This is a genomic window from Streptomyces tendae, from assembly GCF_008632955.1.
In the GTDB taxonomy this organism is placed as follows: domain Bacteria; phylum Actinomycetota; class Actinomycetes; order Streptomycetales; family Streptomycetaceae; genus Streptomyces.
This window is the reverse complement of record NZ_CP043959.1, coordinates 243,257-261,558: the sequence shown is the minus strand read 5'-3', so window position 1 is coordinate 261,558 and position 18,302 is coordinate 243,257. Positions and strand designations below refer to the sequence as shown.

The 18,302-nt window shown below is 73.3% G+C and carries 19 protein-coding genes; 8 read left to right on the top strand and 11 right to left on the bottom strand.

Annotation, left to right across the window (positions count from 1 at the left end):
• Nucleotides 1-34: 34 nt before the first annotated feature.
• Nucleotides 35-376 (bottom strand): YbaB/EbfC family nucleoid-associated protein, encoded by a 342-nt coding sequence (locus tag F3L20_RS01255; RefSeq protein WP_024885754.1) that lies wholly within the window; start codon nt 374-376, stop codon nt 35-37.
• A gap of 292 nt (nt 377-668) precedes the next feature.
• Here F3L20_RS01255 and F3L20_RS01250 point away from each other — a divergent pair, with 292 nt between their 5' ends.
• Entirely contained in the window at nt 669-1,415 is a 747-nt protein-coding gene (locus F3L20_RS01250; RefSeq protein ID WP_150151242.1) for an SLATT domain-containing protein, read from the top strand.
• A gap of 183 nt (nt 1,416-1,598) precedes the next feature.
• A complete protein-coding gene (locus tag F3L20_RS33875) occupies nt 1,599-2,204 on the top strand; it encodes a hypothetical protein (protein WP_167534438.1) in 606 nt (201 codons plus the stop codon).
• A 36-nt stretch (nt 2,205-2,240) separates the two neighbouring features.
• On the opposite strand, the gene F3L20_RS01240 is transcribed toward F3L20_RS33875, so the two are convergent.
• The 3 genes from F3L20_RS01240 to F3L20_RS01230 form a co-directional block, all read right to left on the bottom strand.
• The gene (locus F3L20_RS01240; protein WP_150151239.1) at nt 2,241-4,145 is read right to left on the bottom strand and encodes a serine/threonine-protein kinase; all 1,905 of its coding nucleotides are present in this window, start codon (nt 4,143-4,145) and stop codon (nt 2,241-2,243) included.
• A gap of 78 nt (nt 4,146-4,223) precedes the next feature.
• Complete coding sequence (locus F3L20_RS01235) at nt 4,224-4,694, bottom strand: MarR family winged helix-turn-helix transcriptional regulator (protein WP_145829220.1); 471 nt, start codon at nt 4,692-4,694, stop codon at nt 4,224-4,226.
• On the bottom strand, nt 4,691-5,296 hold the full coding sequence (locus F3L20_RS01230; protein WP_150151236.1) for a DJ-1/PfpI family protein: 606 nt from the start codon (nt 5,294-5,296) through the stop codon (nt 4,691-4,693). Before F3L20_RS01230 ends, F3L20_RS01235 begins: the two co-directional genes overlap by 4 nt.
• A 203-nt stretch (nt 5,297-5,499) precedes the next feature.
• Between F3L20_RS01230 and F3L20_RS01225 the strand changes: the two genes are divergently transcribed.
• The 3 genes from F3L20_RS01225 (at nt 5,500) to F3L20_RS01215 (ending at nt 8,501) form a co-directional block, all read left to right on the top strand.
• Complete coding sequence (locus tag F3L20_RS01225) at nt 5,500-6,855, top strand: aspartate aminotransferase family protein (RefSeq protein ID WP_150151233.1); 1,356 nt, start codon at nt 5,500-5,502, stop codon at nt 6,853-6,855.
• Nucleotides 6,856-7,008: 153 nt separating this feature from the next.
• Nucleotides 7,009-7,782, top strand: a complete 774-nt coding sequence (locus tag F3L20_RS01220; protein WP_150151230.1) for a GntR family transcriptional regulator — start codon at nt 7,009-7,011, stop codon at nt 7,780-7,782.
• A gap of 68 nt (nt 7,783-7,850) precedes the next feature.
• Nucleotides 7,851-8,501 (top strand): hypothetical protein, encoded by a 651-nt coding sequence (locus F3L20_RS01215; protein WP_145829216.1) that lies wholly within the window; start codon nt 7,851-7,853, stop codon nt 8,499-8,501.
• A 3-nt stretch (nt 8,502-8,504) separates the two neighbouring features.
• Here the strand turns inward: F3L20_RS01215 and F3L20_RS01210 are convergent, their stop codons facing one another.
• Nucleotides 8,505-8,795, bottom strand: a complete 291-nt coding sequence (locus F3L20_RS01210) for a hypothetical protein (protein ID WP_150151227.1) — start codon at nt 8,793-8,795, stop codon at nt 8,505-8,507.
• Between the two features lie 140 nt (nt 8,796-8,935).
• Entirely contained in the window at nt 8,936-10,219 is a 1,284-nt protein-coding gene (locus tag F3L20_RS01205; protein ID WP_150151224.1) for an adenylosuccinate synthase, read from the bottom strand.
• A gap of 186 nt (nt 10,220-10,405) precedes the next feature.
• Here F3L20_RS01205 and F3L20_RS01200 point away from each other — a divergent pair, with 186 nt between their 5' ends.
• Nucleotides 10,406-11,266 carry a diacylglycerol kinase family protein gene (locus F3L20_RS01200; RefSeq protein WP_145829213.1) on the top strand — a complete coding sequence of 287 codons (861 nt, stop codon included), beginning with the start codon at nt 10,406-10,408 and terminating at the stop codon, nt 11,264-11,266.
• A gap of 1 nt (nt 11,267) precedes the next feature.
• Here F3L20_RS01200 and F3L20_RS01195 read toward each other — a convergent pair whose 3' ends face one another.
• On the bottom strand, nt 11,268-11,801 hold the full coding sequence (locus tag F3L20_RS01195) for a GbsR/MarR family transcriptional regulator (RefSeq protein WP_150151222.1): 534 nt from the start codon (nt 11,799-11,801) through the stop codon (nt 11,268-11,270).
• A gap of 104 nt (nt 11,802-11,905) precedes the next feature.
• Between F3L20_RS01195 and F3L20_RS01190 the strand changes: the two genes are divergently transcribed.
• A complete protein-coding gene (locus F3L20_RS01190; RefSeq protein ID WP_150151219.1) occupies nt 11,906-12,850 on the top strand; it encodes an ABC transporter ATP-binding protein in 945 nt (314 codons plus the stop codon).
• Nucleotides 12,847-14,508 carry an ABC transporter permease gene (locus F3L20_RS01185; RefSeq protein WP_206338845.1) on the top strand — a complete coding sequence of 554 codons (1,662 nt, stop codon included), beginning with the start codon at nt 12,847-12,849 and terminating at the stop codon, nt 14,506-14,508. The genes F3L20_RS01190 and F3L20_RS01185 overlap by 4 nt, the downstream gene beginning before the upstream one ends.
• 3 nt (nt 14,509-14,511) lie before the next feature.
• Here F3L20_RS01185 and F3L20_RS01180 read toward each other — a convergent pair whose 3' ends face one another.
• The 4 genes from F3L20_RS01180 to F3L20_RS01165 are packed head-to-tail and all read right to left on the bottom strand — an operon-like array spanning nt 14,512 to nt 18,259.
• Entirely contained in the window at nt 14,512-15,732 is a 1,221-nt protein-coding gene (locus tag F3L20_RS01180; protein WP_150151216.1) for a cytochrome P450, read from the bottom strand.
• Nucleotides 15,733-15,792: 60 nt separating this feature from the next.
• The gene (locus tag F3L20_RS01175) at nt 15,793-16,227 is read right to left on the bottom strand and encodes a VOC family protein (protein ID WP_150151213.1); all 435 of its coding nucleotides are present in this window, start codon (nt 16,225-16,227) and stop codon (nt 15,793-15,795) included.
• A gap of 23 nt (nt 16,228-16,250) precedes the next feature.
• On the bottom strand, nt 16,251-16,916 hold the full coding sequence (locus F3L20_RS01170) for a response regulator (RefSeq protein WP_145829208.1): 666 nt from the start codon (nt 16,914-16,916) through the stop codon (nt 16,251-16,253).
• Entirely contained in the window at nt 16,913-18,259 is a 1,347-nt protein-coding gene (locus tag F3L20_RS01165; RefSeq protein WP_167534437.1) for a sensor histidine kinase, read from the bottom strand. Before F3L20_RS01165 ends, F3L20_RS01170 begins: the two co-directional genes overlap by 4 nt.
• Nucleotides 18,260-18,302: the final 43 nt, after the last annotated feature.

Genomic DNA, 18,302 nt, shown 5'->3' with positions numbered 1-18,302 from the left:
CGAAGGCCCGCGAGGCCCGGGCCGGTGGCCTCGCTCAGAAGGGGAGACCGGGGATGCCGCCCCCGCCGAGCCCCTGGGCGAGCGGACCGAGCTTCTGCTGCTGCAGCGTCTGGGCGTTCTCGTTGGCCGCCTGGACCGCCGCGACGACCAGGTCCGCGAGGGTCTCGGTGTCCTCCGGGTCCACCGCCTTCGGGTCGATCTTCAGCGACCGCAGTTCGCCGGATCCGGTGACGGTCGCCTTGACCAGACCGCCGCCGGCCTGGCCCTCGACCTCCGTCCTGGCCAGTTCCTCCTGGGCCTTGGCCAAATCCTGCTGCATCTTCTGTGCCTGCTGGAGCAGCTGCTGCATGTTGGGCTGGCCACCACCGGGGATCACGATTCAGCTCCTAGGTCGGTCCGTCGGTCCGGGTGCGAGGGGACGCACCGCTCGGCACGAGCCTACGTGGTCGGGACAGCCGTCGCCCCGGCACACTTTCGGGTGAGTCCCCTCGGGGGCCCTATACCTGATCACGGCCCCCTTCCGGGCGTAAAAGGACGCGAACCCCCGACGCGCCCACCCGTTGGGCGGTAGGAAAGGCCCGGCGCGCGAGCACCACGCGTGACCGGCCGAGCGCGCACGGTGCGTGGGCGCGGAGCCGGCCAGGTCGGTTCAGGAGGGGAGATACCGGGTGGTTCAGCCGGAGATGCAGCCCGAGGGTCGGCCACACGACGGGCGGGGCGACGGCGCGGCCGGACCGTGGCCCGGCGACCCCGGAGGGCGGGCGTTCCCGCTCGGGGACTGGGGTGAGCCGGCCGCGCGGCTGGACGAGCTGTACCGGTGGGTGGAGCGCGGGGCGCTGGACACGGCCGCCTGGTACCTGGCCGACCGGGCCTGGAAGCGGCGGTGCGCGTGGGCGCTGCGGGCCGGCTCCGCGCTGGGCGCGCTGACCGGGGCCGCGCTGCCGCTGCTGGACCTGACCGGGGCGGCGGACGGTGTCACGCCCTGGGGATATCTCGCGCTGCTGCTCGCCGTGGCGTGCGTGGCGGGCGACCGGTTCTTCGGGATGACGTCCGGCTGGATGCGGGACGTCGCGACCGTGCAGGCCGTGCACCGGCGGCTGCAGGCGTTCCAGTTCGACTGGGCGTCGGAGTGCGTCCGCGAGGTGCTGGGCCCCGCGGAGGGCACGGCCGGTGAGGCGGCGGAGCGCTGTCTGACGGTGCTGCGGCGCTTCACGGAGGACGTGACGGAGCTGGTCCGGGTCGAGACTGCCGACTGGATGATGGAGTTCCGCAGCGGGGGCGCGCCGCTGGGGGTGCGGACGGTGCTGGCCGGGGCGGGGCGGCCGGAGGGCGCCGTCCCGGCCGGTCGTCTTCCGTCCCCGCCGAACGGCGCCCGGCCGAACATGCCCCGGCAGCGGCCGCCGGAGGCCCGCTGAGGGAACGCTGTGCACACGCGGCGCGTCGATCGGCGCCGGCGCGGGTGCGGGGGGTGTTCACGTACGGGGTGCCGGCCGGAACCACCGCTTCTCCGAACGCGTCTTCGACATGCGACTGGTGCCACCTGTGCGTCTGTGGCAGGCGGTGCCGTACACGACGACGTGACGACCGGGACGGTGCGAGTGAGCGACAGAACGAAGCATGTGGGCTGGGTGACCGCGGGACTGCTGGCGGCGGCCGCGGGCCTCACGGGCTGTTCCGGCGAGGACGGTCCCACGACCGACGCGAAGGCGACGACGAGCAGCTCACCGGCGGCGTCCCCGCAGTCCCCCTCAGCGTCCGCCCCGGCGGACTCGTCCACCGCGGACCGGTCCTCGCCGGAGGCGACGGTCGCCGCATGGGTCACCGCTGTCGTCACGGGCGAGGTGAAGCAGGCGTGCCTGCTGATGGGCGAGGAGGGCCCGCCGCCCACCACCGGTTCCGAGGAGACCTGCGCCGACGACTCGGCGCAGGGCCGGCGCATCCAGAAGAGCATCGGCGCGTTCCAGGAATCGTTCACCCCCGCGTCCGGGACGGAGAACCCGAGCGTGGAGGTCACCGGGGCGCCGGCCGACGGCGACACGGCGCGCTACTCCGCCGACGAGATCACGATCGACGGCCGGACCCTGGAGGACGTCATCCTGTCCAACTCCACCGGCTTGGAGAAGGGCCAGCTCGAGGTGGGCATCGAGTCGTCGAAGCTGGACGGCGGGTGGTACGTGACCGACATGGCCTTCGACATCGGCTGACCGTGCGGCGCGCCGCGGCCGGGGCACCCGCGACGGTCAGTCGCGGGTGTACGTCAGCTGTTCGCCCGTGCCGCTGCTCACGCGGCGCAGCGAGCCGTCGGGAAGCAGGGTGATCTCGCTGGACGAGCCGGGCGTGCAGGCGCCCGACCCGCCGACGGTGACGGTGGACGGGCCGATCCGCAGCAGGCCGTCGGAGGCGCCGGTGAGAGGCGCCTCGAAGACGCAGTGGTAGGAGCCGCTGCCGGTGGGCCCGTCGGCCACCAGGGACATCACCGTGTCGCCGACCTCGCCCTGCTGGACGGTGAGCCGGCGGCTGTGGTGCCCGCTGTCGTTGTCGATGGTGGTGGACCAGCTGCCCAGGAACTCCGTGGGAACCGTCCCGCCCGCCGGGTCGTCGCCGCTCGGCTCCCCGCTCCCGGCCGGCCGGCCGTCGTCGGTGGTCGCCGGGCCGCCGGTGCTCCGCTGCTCGCTGTCCGACGCCGCGGCCGGCGTCGTCGGGTCGCCGCCCGCGCGGTGGTCGCGCTCGCTGCCGTTCATCAGCGCGTACACGGTGCCGCCCGCGGCGAGCGCCACGACCAGCGCGATCACCACGAGGAGCGCGGTGGACCGGCCGTCCCGGCGCGGGTCGTGCGGCGGCGCGTACGGCTGCGGGTGCCCGGTGAAGGGCGGCGGCCCGTACGGCGGGGTCCCGCCCGGGCCGTGGCCGCCGTAGGGGTAGCCGTACGCGGGCGGCTGGGGGTGCGGCTGCGGGTGGCCGTACGCGCCGCCCGGCGCCGGTCCCGGGGGCGGGGCGGGGTGGCCCGGGCCGACCACGACCGTGGGCAGGTGGTTCACGCCGGGCTGTCCCGGCGGGGGCGGGGCGGAGGCGTCGGGCGGTGGCGCGGCGGTGGCGTCGGCGGCGCGGGCGTGCTCGGGCGTGGCACCGGGCGGCCCGGCAGGAGCGGGCGCCCGCACACTCCCCGGCTCCCCCGGTCCCGCGCCGGCCGGCGCCTCCGGGTCCTCCACGTCCAGGAGCCGTACCGCGTGGCGGCCGAGCTGGGCGACCAGGGCGCTGGGCAGCCACGGGTCGCGGGAACGCCCGTCGGCGACGGTGTCCTCCGCGCCGGTGCGGGCCAGCACCTCGTCGAGCGTGGGCCGTGCGGCCGGGTCCTTGCGCAGGCAGGCCCGGACCAGTTCGGCGAGCCCCTCGGGCACCTGCTTCAGGTCCGGTTCCTCCTGGGCGATGCGGAACATCAGGGCGTGCACCCCGCTGTCGGCGGTGCCGAAGGGAGGCACGCCGGTGGCGGCGTAGGCGAGGACCGAGCCGAGGCAGAAGACGTCGCAGGCGGACGTGACGCGGTCGCCCCGCACCTGCTCGGGCGCCATGAAGCCGGGCGAGCCGACGAGCGCCCCGGTGCGGGTGAGCCCGCCGTCGGTCACCGTCTCCAGCGCCCGCGCGATGCCGAAGTCGATGACCCGCGGCCCGTCGATGGTGACCAGCACGTTGGACGGCTTGAGGTCACGGTGGACGATCCCCGCCGCGTGGATGTCCTTCAGGGCGTACGCGAGCCCGGCGGCGAGGATGCGCACCGACCGTTCGGGCAGCGCCCCGTGGTCGTGTCCCACCACCTGCTGGAGGCTCGGCCCGGCGACGTACCCGGTGGCCACCCACGGCACGGCCGCCTCGGTGTCGGCGTCCAGCACCGGCGCCGTCCAGTCGCCCCCGACCTGCCGGGCGGCCCGCACCTCCTGGCGGAAGCGGGCACGGAACTCCTCCTGCCGGGCCAGCTCCTCGCGGACCAGCTTCACGGCGACCGTGCGTCCCCGGTCGGACCGGGCGAGATAGACCTGGCCCATGCCGCCGGCGCCCAGCCGTGCGAGCAGCCGGTAGGCCCCGATCCTCCCCCAGGGCTGTCCGCCCGGGGGTACCCCCGTCGGATCCCCGAACCCGAGCTCGTCCATCGCTGCGCCGCCTTCCCCCCGCAGTGAGCAACAGATCGAGGATAGTGGCGGCCCGGTGCCCGGTGAGCTGGGCGACCTCTACGGTTCCGTAACAGGCGGGCCGAGGGCGTCGAGGACCTCGGACAGGCGTTCCAGCGCGCGCACCGCCTCCGTGAGCCCTTCCTGTCCGTACGCCTCCTCGAAGGCGCGCGCGAGCCGCCCCGCGTAGGCCGCGTGCCCGGGGTCGATCCGGCGGACGGCCGCGCGGCCCTCCTCGGTCGGGGCGAGGAGCTTGGCGCGGCGGTGGGCGGGGTTGGGCCGGTACTCGGCCAGGCCGCGCTCCGCCAGCAGGTCGGCGACGCGCTGCACGCTCTGCCGGGTGATGCCCATGGCCCTGGCGATCCCGGACACCGGCAGCGGTTCACGGAGGACCGCGCCCAGCACCTGCCACCAGGCGGCGGTGAGCCCCGCGGGGCGGGCCAGTTCCTCGGCGACCGCGAGGAACTGGCCGTTCAGCCGGAAGGTGCCGAGCGCGCCCCGGCTGAGCAGGTCCTGTTCCTCCCGGCTCACCGGCCCGCCGCCTGCGTCCACTCGGCGAACGCGGCCGGGTCGGAGTCGTGGAACAGCCGGTACCAGGCGTCGACCGCCTTGTCGTCGTAGGCGCCGAGCAGCGTGAGGATCTCGCGGGCGAAGGCGACCGGTTCGGTCGGCCCCGCGGTGACGAGGGCGCCGTCGGTGACGGCGTCCGCCTCGACGTACCGGTCCGCGCCCGCGTAGCCGGTCGCCGCGAGGTAGGGGGCGGCGGCGCTGGTGTGGGCGCGGTCGTCGAGCAGACCCTCACGGGCGAGTCCGGCGGTGGCACCGCAGATCGCGGCGACCGGGACGCCCGCGCCGAGGAAGGCGCGCGCGGTGCGGGCGGCGGGGGCCAGGTCGTCGCCCTCGTCCCAGGCGGCGGCGCCGGGGAGGATCAGCAGGGAGCTGTCCTCGGGGCGCAGCTCCTCCAGCGCGAGGTCGGGCAGGGCACGGAGACCGCCCATGCTGGTGACGGGCCGGCCGCCGGGGGTCGCGGTGCGGACCTCGTGGCCCGCGAGGGCGAGGTGCGCGGTGGCGTGACCGGTCTCCCAGTCGGCCCAGGTGTCGTAGAGGGCGAGATGCACGGGCTTGCGGGTCATGACCGCTCCCTGAAGTCGGATGCTCTTGGTTCCTCCGCCGAGCTATGACAACAGGCTGTCATGACGACAGTAGACTGTCAGACTGTCAATCACTCGTGCGGGGTCACCCGGCCCCCCTTGTCGACAACCTGTCGCGGAAAGCTCCCGACCGCAGACAGGCCGCCGATGTCGCTCCCCCACCGCTCCCCCCTACCCTCGGGCGCATGACCCCTCAGCCCAACCCCCAGGCCGGTGCGGCCGTCAAGGCCGCCGACCGTGCGCACGTGTTCCACTCCTGGTCCGCGCAGGAGCTCATCGACCCGCTCGCCGTCGCCGGGGCGGAGGGGTCGTACTTCTGGGACTACGACGGCCGCCGCTACCTCGACTTCACCAGCGGCCTCGTCTACACCAACATCGGCTACCAGCACCCCAAGGTCGTCGCCGCGATCCAGGAGCAGGCGGCGCGGATGACGACCTTCGCGCCCGCGTTCGCGATCGAGGCGCGTTCGGAGGCGGCCCGGCTGATCGCGGAGCGCACCCCGGGCGACCTGGACAAGATCTTCTTCACCAACGGCGGCGCCGACGCCGTGGAGCACGCCCTGCGCATGGCGCGGCTGCACACCGGCCGGCCCAAGGTCCTCTCCGCGTACCGCTCGTACCACGGCGGCACCCAGCAGGCCGTGAACGTCACCGGCGACCCGCGCCGCTGGCCCTCCGACAGCGGCACCGCCGGGGTCGTGCACTTCTGGGCGCCGTTCCTGTACCGCTCGCGCTTCTACGCCGAGACCGAGGAGCAGGAGTGCGCGCGGGCGCTGGAGCACCTGGAGACGACGATCGCCTTCGAGGGGCCGTCCACGATCGCCGCGATCATCCTGGAGACCGTCCCGGGCACCGCCGGCATCATGCCGCCCCCGCCCGGCTACCTCGCCGGGGTCCGCGAACTGTGCGACAAGCACGGCATCGTCATGGTGCTGGACGAGGTGATGGCCGGGTTCGGCCGCACCGGCACGTGGTTCGCGGCGGACCTGTACGACGTCGTGCCCGACCTGATGACCTTCGCCAAGGGCGTGAACTCCGGTTACGTGCCGCTCGGCGGAGTCGCCATCTCCCCCGCGATCGCCGACACCTTCGGCACCCGCCCCTACCCGGGCGGCCTGACCTACTCCGGGCACCCGCTGGCCTGCGCAGCCGCCGTCGCGACGATCAACGTGATGGAGGAGGAGGGCGTCGTCGAGAACGCCGCCTCCCTCGGCGCGTCCGTCGTCGGCCCCGCGCTGCGGGAGCTGGCCGAACGCCACCCGAGCGTGGGCGAGGTGCGCGGCACCGGCATGTTCTGGGCGGTGGAGCTGGTGCGCGACCGGGAGACCCGGGAGCCGCTGGTGCCCTACAACGCCGCCGGTGAGGCCAACGCCCCGATGGCCGCCTTCGCCGCCGCCGCGAAGAAGGCCGGCCTCTGGCCGTTCGTGAACATGAACCGCACCCACGTGGTGCCGCCGCTCAACACGAGCGAGGCGGAGCTGAAGGAAGGGCTGGCGGCCCTCGACACGGCTCTCGCGGTGGCCGACGAACATGTGAGGTGACCGACTGCGTCACCGGCCTTCTCAGCGGGCGCGAGGGGTCTCCCCCTCGCGCCCGTTCGAACATCCGGCGCCGCGCCTGAACCGCGTAAGGTGGCCTGCCCGTGGACCTTTGCGAGTACGCCACTCGAACGCGATGAGGGAGACGCCCCGACCATGCCCCGCCTCAGCGGCAACGTCGCCGTGACCCGCAGCACCCTGCGGCAGCAGATCGCCGACGCGCTCCGTGACGAGGTGCTGGCCGGGCGGCTCCAGCCGGGGCAGGAGTTCACCGTCAAGGAGATCGCCGACCAGTACGGCGTGTCCGCGACGCCCGTGCGGGAGGCACTGGTCGATCTGTCGGCGCAGGGCCTGCTCGACGCCGACCAGCACCGGGGCTTCCGGGTGCACGAGTACTCCGCCGACGACTTCCGCGGCATGATCGAGGCGCGCAGCCTGGTGACCGAGGGGATGTTCCACGCCCTGGTCCACGACGACCTGCCGCACCTCAGGCCGGGAGAACCCCGGCTGGCCGCGCTGCTCGCCGGGGTGCGCAGGCGCGGCGAGGAGGCCCGGCGCGCGGCCCAGGCCGGCGAGGTCACCGTGCTGATCGGCTACGACCTGCGGTTCTGGCGCGAACTGGCGTCCGCGTTCGGCAATCCGTACCTCACCGACTTCCTGCACCGGCTGCGCGTGCAGATGTGGGTGTACGTGGTGCAGCACCTGCGGCAGCTGCCCGATCCGCGGGGGCGGCTGTGGGCGGAGCACACCGAGCTGGTCGACGCCCTGTCACGCCGCGACATCGACACCGCCCGCGTGATCCTGGAGGCGTACACCGCGTACTCCCTCTCCCTCGTCGAGGGGCTGACGGCCGACGCGGCGGGTAAGGGACCCGTACGACGGCCCGCACAGCAGGATCCACCCGCACGGGACGCCGATACGCTTCCCTGACCACGTCCCGACCCCGTCCCGGACCCGGACGTCCCACCCGACGACCGCGCGATGCGAGGAGTCCTCTTTTGGCCTGTGACCTGTGGCTGGTACCGCTCGTCGACGTGTTGTGCCACACGCCCGACAATCCCTTCGCCGAGGAACTCGCGCAGTACAACACGGTGCTCGCCGACGCGGGACTGCCGCCGGTGCCGGTGTACCAGTACATGCCGGGTCTGACCGGCGAGGTGGCCCCGGTCGCCGGATTCGACTACGACGCCCTGCACTTCCTGCGGCGCGTGTACCTGCTCCAGGTCTGCGGCCTCCCGGTCACCCCGGTCGACGAACTGGGCGGCGACTACGAGCAGTTGCTGGAGATGTTCGAGTCCACGGCCCAGCAGTCGCACCTGGTCTGGCACTACGACCACGCCGGCGCCTACGTGCCCGTCGACTTCCCGAGCCCCCTGTCCAGCGACGAACTCCTCGCGGGCGGCGGCCCCTTGGGCTCCTCGCACGCGCTGCTGCGGGAACTGGAGCTGGTCGCCCCGTCCATCGGCATCGACCCGGGAAACCCGCCGGCCGCGCCCGAGCCGCCGGGGGCCCCGACCGAGCTGGAGGAGCCGGCCGTGCCCGCGCCGTACGACCCCAGCCCTTTCGCCCGCGAGCGGCACGTGTGGCTGGGTCTGCACGCGGCGGCGACCCGGAGCCTCGCCCAGGGTTCGATGATCGTCTTCAGCTGAGCGTCACCGCAGCTCGGAGAGCCCCTTGCGCAGGTCCTCGGCGTTCATCACCGGGGTCATCTCGACCTCGGCGCCGAAGTGCGAGAAGAACGGCTCGCCGGCGGGCGGGATCTGTGAGCTGTCCTCGAGGTCGAGGACCAGCAGGCAGGTCCGCCGGCCGCCGAGCGGCCCGAAGTAGGCGGCCTCGGGATGGAGCCGCTCCATGGTCTCCTTCATCAGCTCGGGCATCTTCCCGCTGCGGATGACCTCGTTCGCCTTCTCCGTGTCCAGCGTCGCCTTGAGCATCACGCGCATCGCACTCACCCTCTTCCGCGTCGATACACGCGGGGATACAGCCCCAGGCTATGCCTGTGCACCGGCGCCCGCGCGGGCGCCGGTGCACACGGCGGCAGACCTACAGGTCCGCAGGTCCACAGGCCTACAGGCCTACAGGCCTACAGGAACGAGTTGATCTGGATCGTCTCGTCACGGCCCGGGCCCACACCGATCGCGGAGATCGGGGCGCCGGACATCTCCTCCAGGGCCTTCACGTACGCCTGGGCGTTCTTCGGCAGGTCGGAGAAGGACTTCGCCTTGCTGATGTCCTCGCTCCAGCCCGGCAGCATCTCGTAGACCGGCTTCGCGTGGTGGAAGTCGGACTGCGAGTACGGCAGCTCCTCGACGCGCCTGCCGTCGATCTCGTACGCCACGCACACCGGGATCTGCTCCCAGCCGGTGAGGACGTCGAGCTTGGTGAGGAAGAAGTCCGTCAGGCCGTTCACGCGGGTGGCGTAGCGGGCGATCACCGCGTCGAACCAGCCGCAGCGCCGGTCACGGCCGGTGGTGACACCGCGCTCGCCGCCGATGCGCCGCAGCGCCTCGCCGTCCTCGTCGAGCAGCTCCGTCGGGAACGGGCCGGCGCCGACCCGGGTGGTGTACGCCTTCAGGATGCCGATGACCCGGCTGATCTTCGTCGGGCCCACGCCCGCGCCCGTGCAGGCGCCGCCCGCGGTCGGGTTCGACGAGGTGACGAAGGGGTACGTGCCGTGGTCGATGTCGAGCAGGGTGCCCTGGCCGCCCTCGAAGAGGACCACCTTGTCCTGCTCCAGCGCCTCGTTCAGCACCAGCACGGTGTCGGAGACGTACGGGGCCAGCTTCTCCGCGTAACCCAGCAGTTCCTCGACCACCTGCTCCACGGCGATCGCGCGCCGGTTGTAGAGCTTGGTGAGCATCTGGTTCTTGACGTCGAGGGCGGCTTCGACCTTCTGGGTGAGGATCGACTCGTCGTAGAGGTCCTGCACCCGGATGCCGACCCGGTTGATCTTGTCGGCGTAGGTCGGGCCGATGCCCCGGCCGGTGGTCCCGATCTTGCGCTTGCCGAGGAACCGCTCGGTCACCTTGTCCACCGTCACGTTGTACGGCGTGATGATGTGGGCGTTACCGCTGATCAGGAGCTTGGACGTGTCGACGCCGCGCTCGTTCAGACCGCTCAGCTCGGAGAGCAGGACCGACGGGTCGACGACGACACCGTTGCCGATGACCGGCGTGCAGCCGGGGGAGAGAATCCCGGAAGGGAGCAGGTGCAGGGCGTACTTCTGATCGCCCACGACCACCGTGTGGCCGGCGTTGTTGCCGCCCTGGTAGCGCACCACATAGTCGACGGAACCACCGAGAAGGTCCGTCGCCTTTCCCTTGCCTTCGTCACCCCACTGAGCACCGAGCAGCACAAGTGCGGGCACGCGCGTACACCCCTTCCGGGCGGGGCATGTCCAAGGTCAGGGGCGCACACGGAGGATCTCCGCCGCGTGCACCGCGACCACCGTTGGCCGCCAACCGTCGGACCGGATGCCCCGGAATAGACGAAGCCCCTGGCGCAATAGCGCAAAGGGGCTCTTGCACAAAGATGCTACCCGAGGAAGCGAGGCATGGCCGAGGTGGCGACTTCCGGGACTTCTTCCGCGACGTCCGATCAGCTTCTGGTGGTCATCGATCCGGTCGCCCGGCGGGCGGACGGCGAGTCGGTCCGTATCGCGAAGGACGTGCTCAGCGCCGGTTCGGCCGGTGCGAAGGTGTGTCTGCCGGACGGTCCGGAGGAGTTCGCCCGGGCACTGGCCCGGCGCGGCTCACGCCGTCCCGTGGTGGTGGGCGACGACCGGGCGCTGGTGCGGACGGTGGAGCTGCTGCACCGGCACCGGGAGCTGGCCGGATGCGCGCTGTCCCTGGTGCCGGTGGGGGGCGCGGTGTCGCTCGCCCGGTCGCTGGGCGTCCCGTCCGGGGCGGTGGCCGCGGCGCGGGCCGTGCTGGACGGGGCGGAGCGCCGGATGGACCTGCTGGTCGACGACAGCGACGGCGTGGTGCTGGGCGCGCTGCGCATCCCGCCGCTCGGCGGTCCGCCCCGGGTGCGGGACACCGACGGCGGGGTGACCCGGCCCTGGCTGCAGACCTGCCGCTCCTTCGTGCGGACGCTGGCGCCCGCCCGGCCCCCCGCCGCACCCGGGTCGGGACCGACGCGGCTGCTGGTGGAGGTGGACGGGGTGACGCTGGTCGGCCTGCACCAGTCGGTGGAGGCGGTCTCGGTGGTCCCCGGTGTCGCGGGCACGGCCCGCGTCGAGGTGCGTCCGGCCTCGGTGGGCGCGGAGGCGTCGCCCCTGTCGGCCGACGCCCGCACGGTCACCGTCTCGGGCGCCCACTTCCGCTACCGGGCGGACGCCACCGTCTCGGGCCCGGTCCGCACTCGCACCTGGGAGGTCCACGAGGCGGCCTGGGGCCTGACGCTGCCGGCGTGAGTCAGGCTCCGCTCCCCGTACGGGCCGGCGGGTTCTCCCCGTCGCCGCCGAACAGGTCCTGCCGGTGGGCGCGCCAGCGTCCCATCATCGCCTCGACCTCCTTCTCCACGAACTCGAAGAAGGCCAGCGTCTCCGACAGCCGGTGGCCCGCCGGGGTGTCCCTGCCCAGACTGGCGATGCCTTCCCGCAGGGCCCCCTCCCAGCGCCTGATGACGGCCTCTCGATTGGTGAGGGCCTCGTACCACTGGTCGCCGTGGACCCGGTAGCGCTCCCGGCGGGAGCCCGGTTCGCGCTCGCGGGAGACCATGTGCTGGCGCGCCAGGTAGCGCACCGCGCCCGAGACCGCGGCCGGTGAGATCGTGAGCCGTTCGCTCAGCTCGGCGGAGGTCAGGACGCCGGCGTCGGAGGCGAGCAGGGCCGCGAAGACGCGGGCGGGCATGCGCGGGAGCCCGGCTTCCACCAGCTGCGCCGCGAAATGCTCCACGAACCGCGAGACGGCCGCCGGGTCCCGGTCCGTCCCGTGCTGCTCGGTCATGATCCAGCCCTCTCCCCTGCTCGACGAGGTGCCGGTCAGTCTAGCTATCTTCGCTCAGTTTTCTGTATTCACAAATCTATGAAAGAAGCGTACGTTCCAGGGCCATGACGAAGGCCATCTCCGTGTCCGGTCTGAGCAAGTCGTTCGGCCGGACCCGCGCCCTGGACGGACTCGACCTGACCGTCGGGACCGGTGAGGTCCACGGCTTCCTCGGCCCCAACGGGTCCGGCAAGTCGACCACCATCCGCGTGCTGCTCGGTCTGCTGCGCACCGACTCGGGCACCGCCCGGGTACTGGGACAGGACCCGTGGAGCGACTCCGTGTCGCTCCACCGCCGCCTCGCCTACGTCCCCGGCGACGTGGAGCTCTGGCCGGGCCTGACCGGCGGCGAGGCCATCGACCTGCTGGCCCGCCTGCGCGGGCGGCTCGACGAACGGCGCCGCGCCGAACTCCTCGAACGCTTCGACCTCGACCCGACCAAGAAGGGCCGCGCCTACTCCAAGGGCAACCGGCAGAAGGTCGCCATCGTCGCCGCGCTCGCCTCCGACGCCGAACTGCTGCTCCTCGACGAGCCGACCTCGGGACTCGACCCGCTCATGGAGGTGGTCTTCCAGGACGTCATCGCCGAGGCCAAGGCGGCCGGACGGACCGTCCTGCTCTCCAGCCACATCCTGGCCCAGGTGGAGAAGCTCGCCGACCGCGTGAGCATCATCCGGCAGGGACGGACCGTCCAGTCCGGCACGCTCGGCGAACTGCGCCACCTCACCCGCACCACCATCGAGGCGGAGACCGAACGGCCCGCCACCGGCCTCGCCCGGCTGCCCGGCGTCCACGACCTGCGGACCGTCGACGAAGCCACCGGCCGGGTCCGCTTCACCGTGGACGGCGGCCAGGTCGGCGCCGCCGTCCGCGAACTCACCGGACTCGGCGTCCGCAGCCTGATCAGCCACCCGCCCACGCTGGAGGAGCTGATGCTGCGCCACTACGGCGACGAGCTGGCCGCCAACGGACACCACGCCGGCCAGGACGCGAACGGGGAGCCCCGATGACCTCCGTGACCGCCGCCCCCGGCACCCGGCGGCCCACCGCGCCGTCCCCGGGCGGCAACGCGCTCGCCGGAACCCGGACGCTCATCCGCTTCGCCCTGCGCCGGGACCGGGTCCGGCTCCCGGTGTGGGTCCTCGCCCTGACCCTCGCCACCCTCATGACCGCGGACAGCCTCGGGACGCTGTACAGCGACCCCGAGGACCGGGCGAACGCCGTCGCGAGCGTGGACAGCCCCGCCGGTCTGGCCATGTCAGGCCCCCGCCACTACCTCGTCGACGACGGCCTCGGCTCCATCCTGGCCCACCAGATGCTCGGCTTCACGGCCGTCCTCGTCGGCCTCATGAGCGTGCTGATCGTCACCCGGCACACCCGCGCCGAGGAGGAGACGGGACGCGCCGAGCTGGTGCGCTCGGCCGTCGTCGGCCGCCACGCCCACCTCGCCGCCGCCCTGTCCGTCGCCGCCCTGGCGAACCTCGTCCTCGCCCTGCTGCTGGCCGTGGGCCTGACCGGCCTGGGCCTGGAGGGCGTCGACGCCGGCGGGTCGCTGGTCTACGGCGTCGCCCACGCCGGCGCCGGCCTCGTCTTCGCCGGCGTCGCGGCGGTCACCGTCCAGGTCACCGCGCACACCCGCGGCGCGTCCGGCTTCGCGCTCGCGGCCATCGGTGTCGCCTACGTGCTGCGCGCCGCGGGCGACAGCGGGGACGGCGACGTCCTGTCCTGGCTGTCCCCGGTCGGCTGGGCGCAGCGCAGCTACCCGTACGTCGACGACCGCTGGTGGCCGCCTGCGCTGTGCCTGGTCTGCGCGGCGGCGTGCGCGGCGGCCGGGTTCGCGCTGTCCACCCGGAGGGACGTGGGGGCGGGTCTGCGCGCGGAGAAGCTGGGCCGCCCCCGCGCCACGGCCGCGCTGACCACCCCGGTCGGCCTGGCGCTGCGGCTGCACCGCGGCATGCTCGCCGGTTTCGGCGCCGGCCTGTTCCTCATGGGCGCGATGTACGGGGCGATCCTCGGGGACGCCGAGGACATGCTGGCGGGCGTGGACGAGATCGAGGAGGCCCTGGACCGCATCGGCGGCGCGGACGTCGTCGAGTCCTTCGCCTCGATGGTGATGATCGTGCTGGCGGTGGTGGCGTCGGTGTACGTCGTCCTGGCGGCCCTGCGGCCGCGCTCCGAGGAGACCGCGGGGCGCGCCGAGCCCTTGCTGGCCACCGGCCTGTCGCGGACCCGCTGGGCCGGCGGGCACCTGGCCGTGGCGCTCGGCGGCGGCACGGCCGTCCTGGCGCTGGCCGGGCTCGGCTTCGGCCTGGCGGGCGCGGCCTCGACCGGTGACATCGGTCTGCTGCCCGAACTGCTGGGCGCGGCCCTGGTGTACGCGCCCGCCCTGTGGGTCACGGCCGGCGTGGCCGCGGTCCTCCTCGGCTGGTTCCCGCGGGCGGTGCGGGCCGCCTGGATCGTGCCGGTGTTCGCCTTCGTCGTCGGCTACCTCGGCCAGATCCTCCGGTTCCCGGCGTGGACGGAGGACCTCTCCCCCTTCGGTCACGTCCCCCGGCTGCCCGCCGACGACCTGGCGCCGACCCCGTTGCTCCTGCTGACCTGCGTGGCCGCCGGACTGGTGTGGCTGGGGCTCGCGGGCTTCCGGCGCCGGGACCTGGACATGAAGTGACCCTCAGGCCACCTCCACCTCCAGGCCCTCCAGCCCCCGGATGACGAAGTTCGGCTTCCGCGCCGGTTCTGCCGCCAGGCGGAGGGTGGGGCAGCGGGTCAGGAGGGCCGTCATCGAGGCGGTCAGTTCGATGCGGGCCAGGGGGGCGCCGATGCAGTAGTGGATGCCGGCGCTGAAGGAGATGTGCGGGTTGTCCCGGCGGGTGAGGTCCAGGCGGGACGGGTCGGTGAAGACCGCCGGGTCGTGGTTGGCGGAGCCGAAGAGCATCGCGATCTCCGCGCCCCGGGGGATCACCTGGCCGTCGATCTCGATGTCGTCGAGCACCCAGCGCTCGAACAGCTGCAGCGGGGTGTCGTAGCGCATCAGCTCCTCGACCGCGGTGGGCACGAGGGAGTGGTCGGCGCGCAGGGCCGCGAGCTGGTCGGGGTGGCGGAACAGCGCCCACCAGCCGTTGACCGTGGAGTTGACGGTGGCCTCGTGGCCCGCGTTCAGCAGCAGGACGCAGGTGGAGATCATCTCCTGCTCGGTGAGCCGGTCGTCCTCGTCGTGGGCGGCGATCAGCCCGGAGACGAGGTCGTCGCCCGGGTTCTTCCGACGCTCGGCGATCAGCTCCCGCAGGTACTCCGAGAACTCCAGCGACGCCCGGACGGCCCGCGCCGCCGCGTCCCCGGACGGGTTCAGCTCGTACATCCCGCAGATGTCCGCCGACCAGGGGCGCAGGGGTGCCCGTTCGGACTCCGGGATGCCCAGCATCTCCGCGATCACCGCGACCGGCAGCGGCTCGGCGACGTCCCTCAGCAGGTCACCGCCGCCCGCGTCGACGAGCCGCGCCACCAGGTCGTCCGCGAGCTTCCGCACGTACGGCTTGAGGCGCTCGACGGTGCGCGGGGTGAACGCCTTCGACACCAGGCGGCGGATGCGGGTGTGGTCCGGCGGTTCGAGGTCGAGCATGCCGTGGTCGTTGAGCGTGTGGAACGGCTCGTGCTCCGGCGGGGGCGGTGTGCGGCCGAACTCCTCGTGACTGAAGCGGTGCAGGTACGTCCGCCCCAGGCGCCGGTCGCGCAGCAGCGCCGAGACGTCCGCGTGGTGGGCGACCAGCCACTGGTTCGTCGGCTCGAAGTACCGCACCCGGCCCTGTGCCCGCAGTTCGGCGTAGGCGGGGTAGGGGTCGGCGAGGAAGGCCGGGTCCCACGGGTCGAAAGCGAGGTCGGAAGGAGCTGCCATGCACGGACGGTAGACCGCCGTCCCCCTCCCTGACCAGGGGTGAGGCCCTCCGGGCGCCCGTCAGGCGGTGCCGAGGTCGGGGATGGTGACCGTGCCGTCCTCGGCGAGCGGGAAGCCGGGGTTGTGGGCGACCTCCCAGGCGTGGCCGTCGGGGTCGGTGAAGGCGCCGGAGTAGAAGCCGATCTCGTTGGCGGCACCCGGCTTGGTGACCGTCCCGCCGGCCTGCTCCACCGCCGCCAGCAGCTCGTCGACCTCGGCGTCGGAGCGGACGTTGTGCGCGAGGACGATGCCGCCGAACCCGCCCGCCGTCCCCGGTGCGAGACCGGCGTCACGCGCCAGCTTGTCCCGGCCCCACAGGACCACCCCGAGACCGCCCGCCTGGAAGAAGACGGTCTCCTGCACCTCCTGCCCGCGCCAGCCCAGCGCCTCGTAGAACGCCTTCGACCGGGCGAGGTCGGTGACTCCCAGCGTGATCAGGGTGATGCGCTGCTCCATGGGCCTCAGCCTAGGGCGCGCGGTCAGCCCGGCGTGACCAGCCGCGCCTCGTAGGCGAACACCGCCGCCTGCGTGCGGTCCCGCAGGCCAAGCTTCACCAGGATGCGGCTCACATGCGTCTTGATCGTCGACTCGGCGACCACCAGCCGCCCGGCGATCTCCGAGTTCGACAAGCCCTGCGCGATCAGCACCAGCACCTCCGTCTCCCGCTCGGTCAGGTCGCCGTACGCCGCCTGCGCGGACGGCATCAGCCGGGGTGCCTCGGACAGCTTGGAGAACTCGGTGATCAGGCGCCGGGTGACCGACGGGGCGAGCAGCGCCTCACCGGCCGCGACGATCCGGACCCCGTCCGCGAGCTGACGGGCCGACGCGTCCTTCAGGAGGAAGCCGGACGCGCCCGCGCGCAGCGCCTGGTAGACGTACTCGTCCAGGTCGAAGGTGGTCAGCACCAGCACCTTCGCCGAGCCGTCGGAGGCGACGATCTCCCGCGTCGCCTCGATGCCGTTCAGCTCGGGCATGCGGATGTCCATCAGGACCACGTCGGGGGCGAGTTCGCGGACCCGCTCGACCGCCTGCCGGCCGTTGACCGCCTCGCCGACGACCTCGATGTCCGGCATCGCGTTCAGCAGGACGGAGAACCCCTCGCGCACCATCATCTGGTCGTCCGCGATCAGCACGCGAATGGTCATGCGTCACCCTCGTTCACCGCGGTGACCGGCAGGAACACCGCGACCTCGTAGCCGCCGTCGTCGGTGGCGCCGGCGGTCATCTCGCCGTTCAGCATGGCGACCCGCTCGCGCATCCCGGTGATGCCGTGACCGGCCCCGGGCGAGGGCTTCACCAGGCTCGGCTCGGGCATCGCACCGTTGACGACCCGGACACCGAGGCCGCCGAGAACGTACCCGATCTCCACGCGGGCGCTCGCGCCGGGCGCGTGCCGCAGGCTGTTGCTCAGCGCCTCCTGCACGATCCGGTACGCCGACAGCTCCACGCCCTGCGGCAGCTCCCGCACCGCGCCGGTCACCACCTTCTCCACGGTCAGGCCGGCGTCCCGCACGTTGACCAGCAGCGCGCCCAGGTCGGCGAGGGTGGGCTGCGGGGCGTCCGGGGCCTCGTAGTCCTCGGCGCGGACCACGCCGAGGATCCGGCGCAACTCGGTGAGGGCGGCGACCGCGTTCTCCCGGATGGTGGCGAAGGCACGCTCCAGCTCCTCCGGCGGGTTCTCCACCCGGTACGGCGCCGCCTCGGCCTGGATGGCGACCACCGACATGTGGTGGGCCACCACGTCGTGCAGCTCACGGGCGATGGTGGTGCGCTCCTCCAGCAGGGTGCGCCGGGAACGCTCCCGCGCGGTGACCGTCTGCTGCGCGGTGACCTCCTGCTGCGCGGTGTGCCGGACGTGCCAGAGACAGACCAGGAGCAGGGCGAACGAGGACGTCAGCAGCATCGGGGCGCCGTTGCTGTAGTAGTACGACCCGCCGAAGAGGACGTCGGAGCAGACGACGTAGACGGCGGTGACGACCCACATCCAGACGGCGGTGCGGGGCCGGGTGCGCAGCGCCACCACCACCAGCACCGTGAGGTGGCTGAGGAACGCGCCGGGCATCCACGGCCAGTCCGACCCGTCGCCGTTGAGCACCGCGGTCACCGGCGCCACCACGAGGGACAGCCAGAACGCGCCGACCGGCCGGGACAGCGTGGCGACCACGGGCAGCGCGCACAGCAGACCGGCCAGCAGGGCCCTGCCGTCGCCGCCGGGCACGCTGCCGGAGACGGTGCCGACCAGCAGGGTGATCAGCGCGACCGCTCCCACCACCGCGTGCGGGAGCCGTTCCGCGCCGGTGCGCATCCGCGCGGGCAGCCGGCGCAGGAGCGGGCCGTCCGCCGGCCGGGGGCCCAGCGGGCGGTAGGCGAAGGGGTCGCGGAAGAGGTCCTCGCGCAGTCCCCGCAAGGAGTTCTGGGCCAGCCGGTACTCCGGGCTGCGGTCCCCGTCCCCGGCGCGCGGGGACTGCTGGTGCGTCGTCTCGGTCACGCTCACACGGTAGGCCGACCGGGTGGTCGCGGTCGTCCCCGCC